The organism is Aeropyrum camini SY1 = JCM 12091 (assembly GCF_000591035.1).
Taxonomy (GTDB): Archaea; Thermoproteota; Thermoprotei_A; order Sulfolobales; family Acidilobaceae; genus Aeropyrum; species Aeropyrum camini.
Map to the genome: position 1 here is coordinate 21,131 of NC_022521.1, position 14,558 is coordinate 35,688.

The 14,558-nt window shown below is 53.7% G+C and carries 13 protein-coding genes; 9 read left to right on the forward strand and 4 right to left on the reverse strand.

Annotated features, from left to right (window positions below; translation table 11 throughout):
- Position 1 precedes the first annotated feature (1 nt).
- A complete protein-coding gene (locus ACAM_RS00110) occupies positions 2–604 on the reverse strand; it encodes a cupredoxin domain-containing protein (RefSeq protein WP_022540772.1) in 603 nt (200 codons plus the stop codon).
- A 1,206-nt stretch (positions 605–1,810) separates the two neighbouring features.
- Between ACAM_RS00110 and ACAM_RS00115 the strand changes: the two genes are divergently transcribed.
- From ACAM_RS00115 to ACAM_RS00140, 6 genes are all read left to right on the forward strand, one after another.
- Positions 1,811–3,280: a phosphoenolpyruvate carboxykinase gene (locus ACAM_RS00115; RefSeq protein WP_022540773.1), complete on the forward strand. Its 1,470-nt coding sequence runs from the start codon at positions 1,811–1,813 to the stop codon at positions 3,278–3,280.
- 128 nt (positions 3,281–3,408) lie between these two features.
- Positions 3,409–4,815: an ABC transporter substrate-binding protein gene (locus ACAM_RS00120; RefSeq protein WP_022540774.1), complete on the forward strand. Its 1,407-nt coding sequence runs from the start codon at positions 3,409–3,411 to the stop codon at positions 4,813–4,815.
- 14 nt (positions 4,816–4,829) lie between these two features.
- Positions 4,830–5,726: a carbohydrate ABC transporter permease gene (locus tag ACAM_RS00125; protein ID WP_022540775.1), complete on the forward strand. Its 897-nt coding sequence runs from the start codon at positions 4,830–4,832 to the stop codon at positions 5,724–5,726.
- Between the two features lie 6 nt (positions 5,727–5,732).
- The gene (locus ACAM_RS00130) at positions 5,733–6,602 is read left to right on the forward strand and encodes a carbohydrate ABC transporter permease (RefSeq protein ID WP_022540776.1); all 870 of its coding nucleotides are present in this window, start codon (positions 5,733–5,735) and stop codon (positions 6,600–6,602) included.
- 7 nt (positions 6,603–6,609) lie between these two features.
- Positions 6,610–7,716: an ABC transporter ATP-binding protein gene (locus tag ACAM_RS00135; protein ID WP_022540777.1), complete on the forward strand. Its 1,107-nt coding sequence runs from the start codon at positions 6,610–6,612 to the stop codon at positions 7,714–7,716.
- Positions 7,717–7,837: 121 nt separating this feature from the next.
- The gene (locus ACAM_RS00140) at positions 7,838–8,623 is read left to right on the forward strand and encodes a beta/alpha barrel domain-containing protein (protein WP_062661334.1); all 786 of its coding nucleotides are present in this window, start codon (positions 7,838–7,840) and stop codon (positions 8,621–8,623) included.
- Here ACAM_RS00140 and ACAM_RS00145 read toward each other — a convergent pair.
- Genes ACAM_RS00145 through trpA form a run of 3 tightly spaced genes read right to left on the reverse strand, consistent with a single transcriptional unit; the run spans position 8,598 to position 11,287 of the window.
- Positions 8,598–9,260, reverse strand: a complete 663-nt coding sequence (locus ACAM_RS00145) for a phosphoribosylanthranilate isomerase (protein ID WP_022540779.1) — start codon at positions 9,258–9,260, stop codon at positions 8,598–8,600. The genes ACAM_RS00140 and ACAM_RS00145 overlap by 26 nt on opposite strands.
- Positions 9,253–10,533, reverse strand: coding sequence for a TrpB-like pyridoxal phosphate-dependent enzyme (locus tag ACAM_RS00150; protein WP_022540780.1), 1,281 nt, complete (start codon positions 10,531–10,533; stop codon positions 9,253–9,255). Before ACAM_RS00150 ends, ACAM_RS00145 begins: the two co-directional genes overlap by 8 nt.
- Positions 10,526–11,287, reverse strand: coding sequence for a tryptophan synthase subunit alpha (trpA, locus tag ACAM_RS00155; RefSeq protein ID WP_148706299.1), 762 nt, complete (start codon positions 11,285–11,287; stop codon positions 10,526–10,528). Before trpA ends, ACAM_RS00150 begins: the two co-directional genes overlap by 8 nt.
- Positions 11,288–11,608: 321 nt before the next feature.
- On the opposite strand from trpA, the gene trpD reads away from it, so the two are divergent.
- Genes trpD through ACAM_RS00170 form a run of 3 tightly spaced genes read left to right on the forward strand, consistent with a single transcriptional unit; the run spans position 11,609 to position 14,546 of the window.
- Positions 11,609–12,658: an anthranilate phosphoribosyltransferase gene (gene trpD, locus ACAM_RS00160; RefSeq protein ID WP_022540782.1), complete on the forward strand. Its 1,050-nt coding sequence runs from the start codon at positions 11,609–11,611 to the stop codon at positions 12,656–12,658.
- Positions 12,651–13,958 carry an anthranilate synthase component I family protein gene (locus tag ACAM_RS00165; protein WP_148706300.1) on the forward strand — a complete coding sequence of 436 codons (1,308 nt, stop codon included), beginning with the start codon at positions 12,651–12,653 and terminating at the stop codon, positions 13,956–13,958. The genes trpD and ACAM_RS00165 overlap by 8 nt, the downstream gene beginning before the upstream one ends.
- Positions 13,959–13,964: 6 nt before the next feature.
- Positions 13,965–14,546, forward strand: coding sequence for an anthranilate synthase component II (locus ACAM_RS00170; RefSeq protein ID WP_022540784.1), 582 nt, complete (start codon positions 13,965–13,967; stop codon positions 14,544–14,546).
- The last annotated feature ends 12 nt before the right edge of the window (positions 14,547–14,558 follow it).

The following is a 14,558-nucleotide window of genomic DNA, read 5'->3' on the forward strand; positions in this document are numbered from 1 at the left end:
CCTATCCTTCAACTACGATTATCTGGTTAAACATGCCTGAGGATGCATGTGGTTTGGGGAACGTGCCTTCCATCTCGAAACACGCTACAACATATATTCCTGGTTCTCTAAAAGTCACTCGCAAAACTTCACTCTCTCCAGGTTCCAGCTCGACCATGTAAGTATCAGCTATTATAACATTACCCAGTGTCTTCTCTATCATCTCTAACATGGCTTCATCATGAACCTCAAGTACCATCGTTATAATCTCCTCTTCACTTAGGTCGGGCCTCTCATTTGCGAGCCTTATTGCAGCCTTCTCTATCATGGAAGCCATTTGCTCTATGTCCATAACAAACATGAACTCATGCTCTACAGCACCCTCGTTAACTAGTCTGAAAATGACAGGCTCTCCGACCCTCACAATTATTGGGTCAGGATTAGGCTCTATCTCGTATTCTCTGAGTGATATCGTGTAAACACTGCCAGGCTGGCCTGAAAGATTTTCCCCAAAGACCACTAGATATCCGAATGCAACTGATGAGGCTACGAAAAACAATACCGCTATTGCGACTACAGTTATGAGGAGCTTATCGCCAGACTCCTCTCTAACTACTTCCCCCAAATACTACACCTCATAAAAGAATGGCCTGTTCTCACTAGTCACCAATAGTTTAATGCCGTTGATATTTACAAATAAAATATTTTTAAATATTAACACACTTAAAATAGGTTTTGATAGTATCAAAGTTAAATGAGTGCCAATATATAAACCTATAAAATGTTCAACTACCAAATACTGGCACCAGACCCTGAACAATTATCCCAATAGAAGGTGGCATATTATCAATGTAGGAGCTAAATAAAAATAGAAAGAAAATTTAAAACTACTAGACGATTTTAGGAACGAACCCCAAATTCCCACGTTAATTTAGTATAATCATTATCGTTCCTGTAGCTAGTAGATACAAACATTTAACCATCAAAATCGACAACCCTAAAAGGTAAAGGGAATTTGTAAAAAATTCTCTGCTATAACTACAGATCCTCCATTATAATTCATTTCTAATACCTTATATCTTTTTACCACACAAGCATGTAGCACGTAAGTCCCATCTAATGACGAAGAATATGTACAATACAGGACCACGTTATTACATTACATTATGTAATAATATTAGTGTGCATTTCCTTTTCCCAGCTGCCTAGCGACCACTCTTACACTCTCAGTTTCATCTAGATTTATCTTATAATTACCTAATTACCTTATAACAAATCGACATCTTGCTGGTAACCTTTTTATAAGGAGAAGTATGAGGGTAATGGCCCACACGGGATCATTACTATAAGAAGACAGCTTCTTAGCGGCTGGAGTCAAGCCACTTAGGTCCTTTATGAAGGTACCTTTCTTTTCTTTTGGGTTTATAGACATGGCTCATATAAACAGCTTGCTTATCATCATAGCGGTTTTACTCTGCATATAAGTTATACCTGTTTGTTACGACGAGCCTAAACACTCTCCTTAGTTCACTAGGCTCTGTATTAGAACCATCAACAGGTGGTCCTATATTCTTTCTTATATTCTTAATGTACTCATACTTGCGTGATCAAAACCATTCAAATCACCAAATACTTCTACTTGGTCCTTAGGTCCTTTATATTGCAGTTTGGCTTCACAGTAGCATCATCTTAGTTTCCAATGATGCTGGCCACGGTATCGCTGGCTGTTGTATCCTTCCCTGCAAGGAATTGGTCGGCAACATGGTTATAGTTATAGATAGAGCGTCAAAGATTATTCTAGAAGTTGAGAGGCTGGGGTGTGGCGAGGATAATGAATGATGTTATAAAAGCCCTTACTAAGGAGGTTCTCTCTTCATCTGATATAGACTGGAATCCTCCGCCAGCGCTTCTGCGAGGAGAATCGAGGATGTATGCTCGGGCTACAAAAACTGGGTCGCTTGCCGTGGTGTCTAGTAAGGCCAGGGCCCGTAGGCCAGATAGGACGCGTGTCAAGTATGATAGTGATGGGGTTTTCGACCGTCTAGTTTCTGAGGCTTGGGGCTATGTTGTTAAGAGGAGTTACTATGCTGTGGAGCGCTGCGTAGGGTCGGGTGCCCGTAGGTTTCGTGTCTTGGCTTTGGTTGAGAGGTCCTATCCACATCTGGCACTCATGTCCCACCAGAACTTCTTCCCCTGTGGCTCCTCGGGCAGCTATGATATGGTAACTATAGATGTCCCCAGTTATGAGTACACGTGGATGCTGGTGGAGAGGAGGTCTAACTCCACCTTAGTCCTCGGTAGTGATTATTATGGCGAGCTTAAGATGAGCTTCCTAAGGCTGGCTATGAACGAGGCGAGGGACAGGCATCTAGGCCTGGGTCTGCATGCCGCGAGCAAGCTATACAGGGTTAGGATACGGGGGTCTTTGAGGGAGTTCGGCGTTCTCGTGTTCGGACTCAGCGGAACGGGGAAAACAACCCTAACAGTGGAAGACCACGGTCTCCGCCCTCCCGAGACCGTTAGGGTAATGCAGGACGACATAGTGATCCTAGACTGGGGGGGCACTGCCTATGGAACGGAGATGAACCTCTATCCTAAGACGGATAGCGTGCCAGAGTTGAGACAGCTAGAGCCTGCGGTACTCCACCCCGACGCAGTGCTGGAAAATGTTGTGGTTAGAGAGGATGGAACCCCGGATTTCCTGGATCTAAGCCTCACCAGAAATGCCCGCGCCCTGGCGATCAGAGAGGCCATACCAACAGCCAGCGGGACCGTGGATCTCGAGAAGACCGATGCCCTAGTCTTCCTTACGAGGAGGCCGGAGATGCCCCCGCTAGCCCGCCTCACAAGCCCCTACCAAGCGGTTGCATACTTCATGCTGGGAGAGAGCTTCAGGACGAGTGCTGAGGCGGGGAAGCCGGAGCCCGTCAGGGTCCCCGGCTTCGATCCCTTCATGCTGGAGCCCAAGTGGAGGACTGTCTACAGTCTCCTGGACATTGTTAAGAGTCTAGATATAAACGTTTACGTCATGAACACTGGACACGCGAAGAACAGGAAGATACCTCCTGAGCTTTCGAAACACCTTCTACTATCCCTGGCAAGAGATACTGTAGAATGGGATGCTGACGATCATATGGGTTTCGAGGTTGCTGTTAACTCAGGGGGGCTTAGCCTCTCCGATTATAACCCTAGAGAACTATACGGGGAGAGATACAGTAGCGTCGCCGAATCCCTCCGGAGGGAGAGGATGCAATTCCTCAGCTCAATAGCCGGCCTAGAGTTTCTAGCCAGCTACGTCTAAACCTCCTACCCGATATTATACTGCAGCCCCTTACCCGTGGAGTCTTGGGGTTGAATATATTCTTTTTTCCATTTCAAGCATATTATTTATGTTTACAGCAATAGATTATTTTTTATGATGGTGGGATATTGGAGGCCTCTAGATCGATAGCCATAACCGCAGGCCTACTCATAGTTGTCATACTGATATCCCTCTTCTCCTACCTCTCTATAACATCCAGGATAGAGTCGATTGAGCAAAGTATTAGCAGCGTCCAAGAGGACATATCTGAGGTTCAACAGAAGATCTCCAATATAGAGCAGGAGGTCAGAGGGATTAAGGAGGCGGCTGGAGCCGAGACTACGACACCGACAATAGAGACCGAGACGAAGACAGAGACTGTTGTTGTGGAAAAAGTTACACTCACAGTCATAGGCCCCTGGTCTGGCAAGGAGCAGGAGTACTTCATGACAGTGCTGGAGAAGTTCATGGAGGAGAACCCCAACATAACCATCAAGTACGTGCCGATGAGGGCTGAGGAGGTAGCAAGGACTCTCTCAGTCCAGTTCGAGGCTGGAGTCACCCCCGCAGACGTCGTGATAACCCCCTGGGCCTGGTGGATTGTTGAGATGGCTCAGAAGGGTCATGTAGTGGAGGTAACCGGTCTAATCAACGAGGACGAATATGTAGGCGGAATACTTGACAGTGTGAAATGGAATAACAAGCTATGGGGAGTCCCCTTCACAATGTGGCTTAAACCCGGGTTCTGGTATAAGAAGTCGTTCTTCGCCAAACACGGCCTATCAGAACCGAACAGTTGGGATGAGTTCCTACAGCTGCTCGACCAGATAAAGGGTATCGAGGGTATAAAGAACCCGATAGTCTCGGGAGACAGCGTGGGCTGGCCGCTCAGCGACGTTACCGAGCACTTTATCATAGCCTTCGGCGGCCCCGAGCTCCAGTACAAGCTGATAACGGGCGAGGTCTCCTTCACTGACCCGCAGGTAGTGGAGATCTTTGAAAGGCTTACAATGCTGATAGAGCAGGGATACTTTAGCGAGCCGATAGAGTGGACAGGCGCTGTGGAGAAGTGGTGGGCTGAAGAGTATGCACTATACTTCATGGGCACATGGATAACTGGTATGGTTGAGGATCCCAACGACCTGGCGTTCTTCCCCCTACCCGGTGCTAGAGGGGTTGTCGGGGGTACGGACTACGCTTTCATACCCAAATACACTGAGAACCTGGATGCGGCGAAGCTGCTACTCCAGTACCTGGCAACCGAAGGGCAGGCAGTCCACGTGTCCACGCCCGCCGGGAAGGTGCCCACCTGGCTCGGTGTGGATACTGACCAGCTGTGGCCCCCGATGCAGGGCGTGTTCGCCAAGATTAAGGAGCTAAACATGACTATAGTTCCAGATCTCGACGATACCATCGGTGGAGACTGGCAGGTCCTGTTCTGGGACCAGCTGAAGCTGCTGTGGGTCCAGCCTGACAGGCTGAACGAGGTCCTACAGACTCTCGCAAGCGAGCATCCCGCAGCCGGCGGCGGTTAACCAGGTGTAGCCGCTTGTCCGGCCCTCCCCGAGGATATTTTAGATCACTCGTTTTTCTCCTACCAGCCCTCACTTTCATAACTGTATTCGTTATCGCCCCTTCCATAGCAACAGTGTTTCTTAGCCTCTACGTTGACGGGCAATTCAGCGTGGCGAAGTATGTGGAGGTTGTTAGCGAGAGGTCTCCCGACAAAGCTCTCATCATGATAACAAGTAGGCCGGAGTCCCCTCCCTGGGGAGCCCTAGTACACAATATAATATGGATGGCCATACACATACCCCTTGTAACTCTACTAGGGCTCCTACTAGCCTACCTTCTCAAATACACCTTCGGCTCCTCGGTCGTTAAGACAATAGTCTTCATAGGAATGGTCATACCCATGGTTGTGGGGGGCCTTATTATAAGGTTCATGTTCGACGAGCATGTTGGAGTGGTCCCCCTGGTCTTTAATGCACTAGGAGTCGATTTCCTTGCTAAAACGTGGACAAACTACCCCCAACTATCCCTCCTGGCTCTGATTCTCGGGTCAGTCTGGCTCTGGACGGGCTTCAGCCTTACAGTCTATTCGGCCGCCCTTGGCTCTATACCCTCCAGCTTTATAGAGGCAGCCAGGATCGATGGGGCTGGCCACTGGCACATATTCTGGAAGATAGTGTTCCCACTGGTCAGACCAGCCACCATCATAGTTGTGGTTATGACTATGCTCTGGGACCTTAAGATATTTGACATAGTATATGTGGCTACTCTAGGCGGGCCCGGGGGCTCCTCAAACGTCCTCGCCCTAGTCATGTACCAGTATATGGCCAGGGCTCTCGACTACGAGGCCGCCTCGGCGGTTGCAGTCATACTAACCCTCCTAACACTCCCGCCCGGCCTCTGGCTAGCACTACGCCTTAGGAGAGGGGGGTGAGAGGCTATGCGCTTTAGGCTCCAGTCTAGAAGGCTGATGAGGCTCCTCAGGGTGGACATAATCCTCATAAACATCATTGCATGGTGCTTCGCTCTGGTGTGGCTGCTCCCATTCATAGGAGTGTTCATGGTGTCTGTACGGCCCTACGGAGAGGTTATTGTGAAGGGGTGGTGGAACATACTCGACGCCACGTTCACCATGGACAATTATATTAAAGCCTGGTCTTACGACCCGTACTCCGTCTCAGGCGGCTATATAAACTCCCTGATAGTAGCGCTACCTGCAACCATAGTACCCGTGGCCGCGGCGTCGCTAGCCGCCTACGGGTTCTCCAGATTCTCCTTCCCCCTGAGGAGCTACCTCTTCCTACTGATAATACTGCTGATGGCCCTCCCCCAGCAGATTGTAGTTGTACCCCTCTTCCTCCTACTCAAGGACCTCAGGCTAATCAACACCTTTCCAGGCATAATTCTCGTCCACAGCGCCTGGGGTATGGCGTGGATAACGTTCTTTATGAAGAACTTCTTCGACATACTCCCCCGGGAGGTAGAGGAGGCGGCGAGGGTCGACGGGGCCTCGGACTTCAAAATATTCTACAATATAGTGCTCCCCATGAGCCTCCCAGGAATCCTATCGGCATCAGTCCTCCAGTTCACATGGGTCTGGAGCAGCTTCTTCTTCGAGCTCATCTTCCTGATAGACCCTGAGAAGTGGGTCATAACCCAGAGGATAGCTAACATGAAGGGAACCTACTTTGTCGACTGGGGGCTGATAGCCGCTGGCTCCGTCTTCGCGATGGCGGTTCCCCTCGCGGTATACATGCTCCTCCAGAGATACTATATACGGGGGTTCGTCGGATGGGCGGTAAAGGGGTGACCTTGGAATGGGAGAGATAGTGCTGGAGGGCGTGGTTAAAAGGTTCGGCAGGGTGGTCGCAGTAGACCACGTAGACCTCAAGATAAGGGATGGGGAGTTCTTCGTCCTCCTAGGCCCGAGCGGCTGCGGGAAGACGACGACACTCAGGCTGATAGCGGGGCTCGAGTACCCGGATGAGGGTAGGATACTGATTGACGGTGAGGACGTCACCTATAAGGATCCGAAGGATAGGAACGTGGCCATGGTCTTCCAGAACTACGCCCTCTACCCTCACATGACAGTGTTTGACAACATAGCATTCACCCTATACCTGAGGAGGAAGGAGATGGGGCTGACGAAGGATGATATCAGGAGGAGGGTTCTAGAGGTGGCGAAGCTCCTCAGGATCGAGGATCTCCTAGACAGGAAGCCGGGCCAGCTAAGTGGGGGCCAGCAGCAGAGGGTGGCCCTGGCTAGAGCCCTGGTTAGGAGGCCGAAGGTCTGGCTTATGGATGAGCCCCTCAGCAACCTAGACGCCCTGCTGAGGCTTGCCATGAGGGCGGAGCTGAAGAAGCTTCAGAAGGACCTGGGCATAACCACTGTCTACGTTACACACGACCAGGCTGAGGCGTTAAGCATGGCGGACAGGATTGCCGTTATGAATAAGGGTAGGGTAGTCCAGGTCGGCACGCCGGAGGAGGTCTACCTGAGGCCGAAGCACGTGTTCGTTGCAACATTCATCGGAGCGCCTCCAATGAACCTTATAGAGTGTACCATAGACGCTGTGGGCGAGGACCTCTGGATCTCGTGCCCAGGATTCTCGAGGAGGGTTCCGGATGAGGCCAGGAAGGCTATAGAGTCTGCTGGAGTGAAGAAAGTGTACCTGGGTATAAGGCCCGAGTTTATCTCGGTGTCGAAGCATGAGGCCGAGGGCTCAATACAGGGCAGGGTCTATGTAGTCGAGCCCCTTGGCTCCGAGTATATTGTAAACGTGGACATAGGGGACGGGCTGATCGTCAAGGCTAAGATCCTCGGCCCGAAGGAGAAGCTCTCCCCCGGCGAGAAGGTCTATCTCAACATGGATTGGAGCAAAATCAAGATATTCGACTACAAGACTGGGGAGGCGTTGGCGTGAGCCGCGGCAGCCGCTATTAGTGCGGTGATACAGCATCCCCCGCAAGCCGCAGCATCCCAATACGCTTTAACACGCGAGGCAACCCAAAACTCATGGGAGCCGGGTCCAGGTGTGCCGGGCCTTGTGGAGCCTCGGGGAGGCTGTGAGAAGGGCGAGGGCTAGGAGCGAAGTCCTCGAGAGAATATATAGCTCGTTGGGTTGCAGATCGCAGGGAGGCTTTGTCCAAGCGCTATGGAGAGGCTGGGAGATGAGGGGGATTGCCCTCATATCGGAGTATAAAAGGTGTGCTCCGGGGCGGTTTGTAGCGTATATCGAGCCCTGGACCTACTCCAGCCTCGTCGCCGGGTTTTCCACGGCCTTCTCGGTCTTGACCGAGCCATACTGGTTCTGCGGGTCACCCGATATAATACAAGTGTTCCTAGAGACAGGTCTGCCTGTGCTGCATAAGGACTTCGTCGTCGGCCGCGGCCAGCTCCTCCAGGCGGCCTGCCACGGAGCCTCAGCCGCCCTAGTGATTCTCGACACCGTCGGGTGGAGGAGTCTAGATAATATCTACAGCCAGGCGAGGGATATGGGTTTGGACCTGCTGGTTGAGACTTTCAGAGGCGGAGATGCAGCAGCCGTGGCAGGCTCCTACCCGGGGGTGGCTGTGGGGATTAACTCCCGAGACCTCTCCACCCTAAAGGTAGATTATATGAGGATGCTGGTGGAGCTTGAGCTAGCCTCGTCTAAGGGGCCTGGAAGAGCTTTGTATGTTGCTGAGAGTGGGATAGATGCTCCAGATAAGGCTGCGGAGGCTGTGGGGAGGGGTGCCAAAGCCGTGCTCGTGGGTACTGCGATGATGAAGAAGCCCGAGCTCGCCAGGGAGATTATAGAGGCCGTTAAAGGGCGGCTGAGCAGCGTCTAGCGCTGTATACAAACCAGGCCACAAGCCCAGGATCCTTAGCCCCAGGAACACCGCTCTCCACACCCCTGCTTACATCCAGGAGGAAAGCGCCCGTCGAGGCGGCCTCACAGGCCGAGGCTGGTGTGAGCCCTCCCGCCAGCCCCAGCCTGGGAATGCAGCCAGCCGCCCTGGCGGCCATGCGGAGTGGGAGCGGGGCTCCCGAGCCCTTAGCGGCGTCCAGCAGGAGGTACTCCAGCCTAACCCCCTCACTCTTCAATACTCTCCAGTACATGCAGGGGTCCATGGGTCTCCAAACCTTTTCCGTCCACTCGATAACAAGTGCTAGGGACAGGCCATACTGTTCGAGGACCTGCGATAGCCTGACTGCCTCAAGCGGGTCTATTGGTGAGTGGTACTGGAGGACCTCGACTCCGGATGAGAACGCTACGCGGGCCGCCTCGCCCGGGCTATAACCGTGTAGCACAGCGACAGCAGCCGAGGTCCTCGCGTGAGATGCGAGGTCTCGTATGTGGCTTGGCGGTAAAACCCTGGGTGATGATACCCTCTTTGAAGACACGAACCCAATGTAGTCGACCAGGCCGTCTAGCATCGCCACGCTTTCAACCCTAGATACGCCGCAGACCTTAACCCTAACCATCACCACCCCCCTCCACGAATCTTGTGTAGGCGTCAACGTCAAGCAGGCCGTGGCCGCTAAGATTGAAAACAATGGTGACCCCGCCGTTCCCAGCCTCTCTCCGGGCCACCATAGCAGCAGCCGCTATTGCATGCGCGCTCTCTGGAGCCGGTATGATCCCCTCGCTCCTGGCGAATAGCATGGCGTGCCTGAGGACCTCGGACTCCCCTAGGGCGACCGCCTCGACTATACCCAGCTTCCTAAGCAGGCTGAGGCTAGGGGCAGCGGCGTGGTAGCGCAGCCCAGCCGAGTGGAGAGGCGGGGGGACATGGTCCTTGCCTAGACTGTACATCTTGGCTAATGGTAGAACAGTCCCGGCGTCGAGACCGTCGTACATGTACCTCCCGCCCGTAAGCTTGGGGGAGGCGGTGCTCTCGGCCGCTATGAAACGGGTCTTCTCGAAACCCTCGCCCCGCAGCCAAGCACCTATAGCAGGGTAAGTGAAGCCCGCGAAGTTGCTCCCTCCCCCGACGCAGGCTATCATGTAGTCAGGCTCGTCCCTAAGCTGGGAGAGGACCTCGAGGCCTATTACCGTCTGGAGGATTAGAACGGCCTCCATCACAGAGCCAGGTAGATACCTTCTATCGGGGCTTGAGAGCGTGTATTCAACCGCCTCCGCTATTGCAAGACCCAGAGAGCCTGGGTGGGACTCCCCCATCTCCGCCAGAGCCTTCCGCCCGTTCTCGGTGACACTGCTTGGGCTCGAGTAGACGGTTGCGCCGAGGACCTCCATGAGCCTCCTCCTACCAGCCTTCGACCTGTAGCTAGACGCTGTCATGAATACAGTGGTCTTCAGGGCGAACATGGAGGCTGCAGTAGAAGCTGCAAGACCCCACTGGCCCGCCCCCGTCTCAGTTACAACCTCTGAGGCGCCATCGAGCCTCGCATAGTAGGCCTGCGGTATAGCGGTGTTTATCTTGTGGCTCCCCGTGGGTAGAACCCCCTCGAACTTGTAAAATATCTTCACTCCTCCACCAACGCCTAGAGCCTTCTCAAACCCCTTGGCCCTCGCGAGCGGCGTAGGCCTCCCTATCTTCATGTAGGCGTCGAGGACCTCGCCGGGTATATCGATGTATTTGTCTAGAGTGTACTCCAGCTCTATCAGGCGGGAGGGGAGTATCTCCACGAGCCTGGCAATCCTGGAGCCCTCATCATCAAGCGGGTCTATCATGGGTGGGAGGGGTTCGGGCAGGTCCGCTGCTATATTATACCACCGTGTAGGAAGCCTAGCCAACGCTCACCACCAAAGCCTTCCTAATAGAGCAGAGCAGGTTGGCAACGCTATCAAGCCCCCCAGACCTATACCTCCTAACAACCTCAGAGCCCACAACAACGGCGTCGGCTCCAGCCATAACAACGCTCTCCGCAGCCTCAGGCGTCCTTATAGAGAAGCCCGCTAGGAGATAGGTCCTAGGGCCTATGATGCTTCTAGCAAGCCTCAGGTTCCTGTATATAGCTACAGGCAGTTTAACGCCCGTGGCCGGCTGGAGCCCAAGGTATATTAGGAGGGGGTTGGTGGATGCAAGCTTAGACAGTATTTTGTGGGGGAATTTGCTGCTCACAAAAAACGAAGGCTTCATCCCATACATCCTAATGACATCTATGTAATCGCCAATCCTGTCAAAATACTCGAAGAGGAGGTCGGGAGAGAGTACAGATATCGCCTCAGCCTGGGCAGCGGCCTCCACCAGAGCTTTCACATCCCCACCGAACTCTGAGAGGTACGACATCAAGATAACCGGCTTTCCAAGCCGGATACCAGCCTCCCTCGCCAAGGTAACAGCGCCTCTGAGACCACTGGCGAGACCCGAGGCTTCCCTGTGTGTAAGCCTTATAACCGGGCCGTCGTAGATCGGCCTCTTAGCTGGTATACCCAGCTCCATAAAGTCGATGCAGCCTCCTATACTAGATATTATCGAGAGGAACGTGTGGGGCGAAGGCCACCCTATAGTTAGATATGCTGACGAGCCGGGTCTAGGTAGGTCCATTGGCTCGGCAACGCTCACCCCGGCCTTTACTCTAGATAGGCAAGTCCCATTTAAACATTATGAATCGAATATCAGGCCGGAAGCTATATTAGCTCTCGCTCCATTCTACGTTGACCCCCGGTGCTCAAGATGAGCCAATGGTAATCCTCTCCTCAAACACCTCCTCGCCTCCCTCCTCCATGCATAGCCCCAACACCGCCATCCCAGGCCGCCTGAGGCGTAGAGTCGATCAGGTAAAAGCCGCCAGTGGAAACCCAGAGCTTCACCACACTGTAGTCGAAGCGTGTCCACCATCGGACAGCGGAAAGGGGGTGCTGAGCATTGAGCCGTGATGCTGGTAGACTCTACAAGGAGATCCTGGAGAAACTAGCATCCGGCGAGGACCTCAGCCTCTATGAGGCGTACAAAGTCGGGATCGGGCTTCTAACCTCGCCACCTCCCGAAGCTGTTGTGGGCGCTATACTCTTCGGGCTTAGGGTCAAAGGGGAGAGGCCGGATGAGATTGCTGGATTTGCAAGGGCGCTACGTGAAACTTGCATCCGGGTGGCTTTCGGCAAGCCCCTCCTGGATACTGCAGGGACCGGAGGAGATGGCAGCCACACTCTCAATGTCTCGACCGCCGCCTCTATAGTTGCGAGCGCGGCGGGAGCTTACGTTGCAAAACACGGTAACAGGGCCATAACCAGCGCGTCGGGCAGTGCGGACGTCCTCGAGGCACTGGGATACAATGTATCCCACGGGCCAGAGGAGGCTAGATGCATGCTCGAGAAGGCCAGGTTCACCTTCCTGTTCGCGCCTCGCTACCACGGTTCTATGAGGAATGTCATGCCCGTGAGGAGGGCGCTCGGCGTTCGGACAGTGTTTAACCTAGTGGGCCCCCTGTCCAACCCCGCGGGGGCTTCGAGGCAGACTATCGGTGTGGCAACTGCCAAGCTAGCCCCCCTCATCGCCGAGGCAGCGTCTCACCTAGGGTATGAGAAGGCAGTGGTTGTCCACGGATCTCCAGGCATAGACGAGTTCAGCGTCTTCGGGGATACGCTAGTCTATGAAGTTGGAAGAGGTACGGAATCGTACCACGTATCGCCCGAGGACCTGGGACTCCGGAAACACCGGTTGTCAGACGTTAGAGTCTCAAGCGTTGAGGAGAGCGCCGCAAGGATAGTTAGGGTTCTCGAGGGGAGGGGGAGACCTGCCGATAGGGACTTTATACTCGCAAACGCTGCCGCAGCACTCTACGCTTACGGCATGGCAAGGGATCTCAAGGATGGAGTGGAGATTTCCCTCCAGGCTATAGAGGGCGGAGCGGCCAGGAGGCATCTAGACAATATAATAGAGGCTAACAAGCTTTGCACGGGTGAGGCGAGTGCCTAGCCCCCTCCTACATTGGGACGGCTGCGTTAAAGAGTCGATCCATAGCATCCCCAGCCCCCGGGGACTCGCCGCCGCGGCAATATTGTCGGGGGAGGAGTATGTAGCTCTGTTAGAGAGCGGGGGAGGCCTGCAAAACAGGTCTAGGTTCACCTTCCTAGCCCTCGGTGCCAGGGACGCCTTCAGGCAGGAGGGCATCCCAGGCGTCTATAGGAATCTCGGTAGGTTTCTAGAGGATAGGCGCTGCGACACAATACCCTGCAGAGATATGGCAGTATTCACCCTCAGCTACGATTCTGTCGGAGACAAGGAGGATTGGCTGGCGCCACGGCTGGGCGGTCACCACTGGCCCATAGCCCTGGCTTTCGAGCCTGAGAAGCTCATGATTTATGACCACGCTGCGGAACGGGTCATATCCTGCCCTAGATCGCCCACACTCTCACCAGCGAGAGGCCAAGGCGGTTTTAGGGTGGAGGGGAAGATCTACTCCACCACGAGGGAGGTCTTCGAGGATCGCGTGACGAAGGCCATCGGCGAGATAGAGAGGGGGGAGGCTTTCCAGATAGTTCTCTCCAGGGTTGAGAGGCTGTACTATAAGGGGAGCCTCTTCACGGCATACCTAAGGCTGGCAGGCGTGAATCCCAGCCCCTACATGTATTATATGAAGGCTGAGGACCTTGAGATATTCGGCACAAGCCCGGAGCTCCTCATCAAGCTAGATAAGGGAAGGCTTGAGACACACCCCATAGCCGGTACAAGGCCTAGGGCCAGGGGCTCGTCGGACGTGTGCCTCGAGGAAGAGCTGTTGGGGGACGAGAAGGAGGTTGCAGAGCATATAATGCTGGTCGACCTCGCTAGAAACGATCTCGCATCAATAGCAGAACCCGGCACAGTGGAGGTCACAAGCTTCATGGACATTGAGAAGTACAGCCATGTAATGCACATAGTGTCAAGGGTCGAGGCTAAGGCCAGAGCAGGCTTAGCCTTCTACGAAGCCGTCTCCCATACACTACCCGCCGGCACGGTGAGCGGGGCCCCAAAGCCGAGAGCCATGGAGATAATATCCAGGCTGGAGCCAGAGCCCCGCGGCCCCTATGCAGGGGCCGTCGGCATAGGGGGCTCCAACGCGGGGGAGGCAGCCATAATCATTAGGAGTGGATGGACTGTTGGAGAAGGAGTTCTCGAGATTAGGGCTGGCGCCGGGATTGTATACGACTCCAAGCCTTCGAGAGAGTTCATGGAGACAGAGTACAAGCTCGCAGCGCTGAGAAGGATACTGAAGAACGGTTCGAACCAGGGGTAGCCCTCCGTGCTTGCTTTGGTTTTAGACAACTACGATAGCTTCGTTTACAACATAGTAGATTATCTAGCGAGGCTTGGCATAAAAAGCATAGTGGTTAGAAACGATGAGATAAAACCGAGGGCAGTGGAGAGGATAAGGCCTGACATGATAATAATATCGCCCGGCCCAGGAAACCCCCTCAACAGGCGTGACATAGGAGTCTCGGGAGAGGTTGTAAGAATCTATGGGCCCAAGACGCCGGTGCTAGGTGTTTGCCTCGGCCACCAAGTGATAGGGTTGGTGTTTGGAGCAAAGATAAGGAGGGCAAGGACTATAAGACATGGCAAGCTATCGCCAGTGGAACACTATTCCGGCAACCTCTATAGAGGTATACCGAGGGTCTTCAGAGCCATGAGGTACCACAGCCTGGTGATCGACGAGGTTCCCAGCGAGGCCCTGGAGGTCAACGCGGGTAGCCTTGATGATAGGAAGATCATGGGAGTGAGGCATGTGGAGCACCCCATACACGGCGTTCAATTCCACCCTGAAAGCATTGGAACCGGATATGGCCTAGACATCCTGAGGAACTTTGTGGACAACCCGTACTAGTTTTCCCGCCTC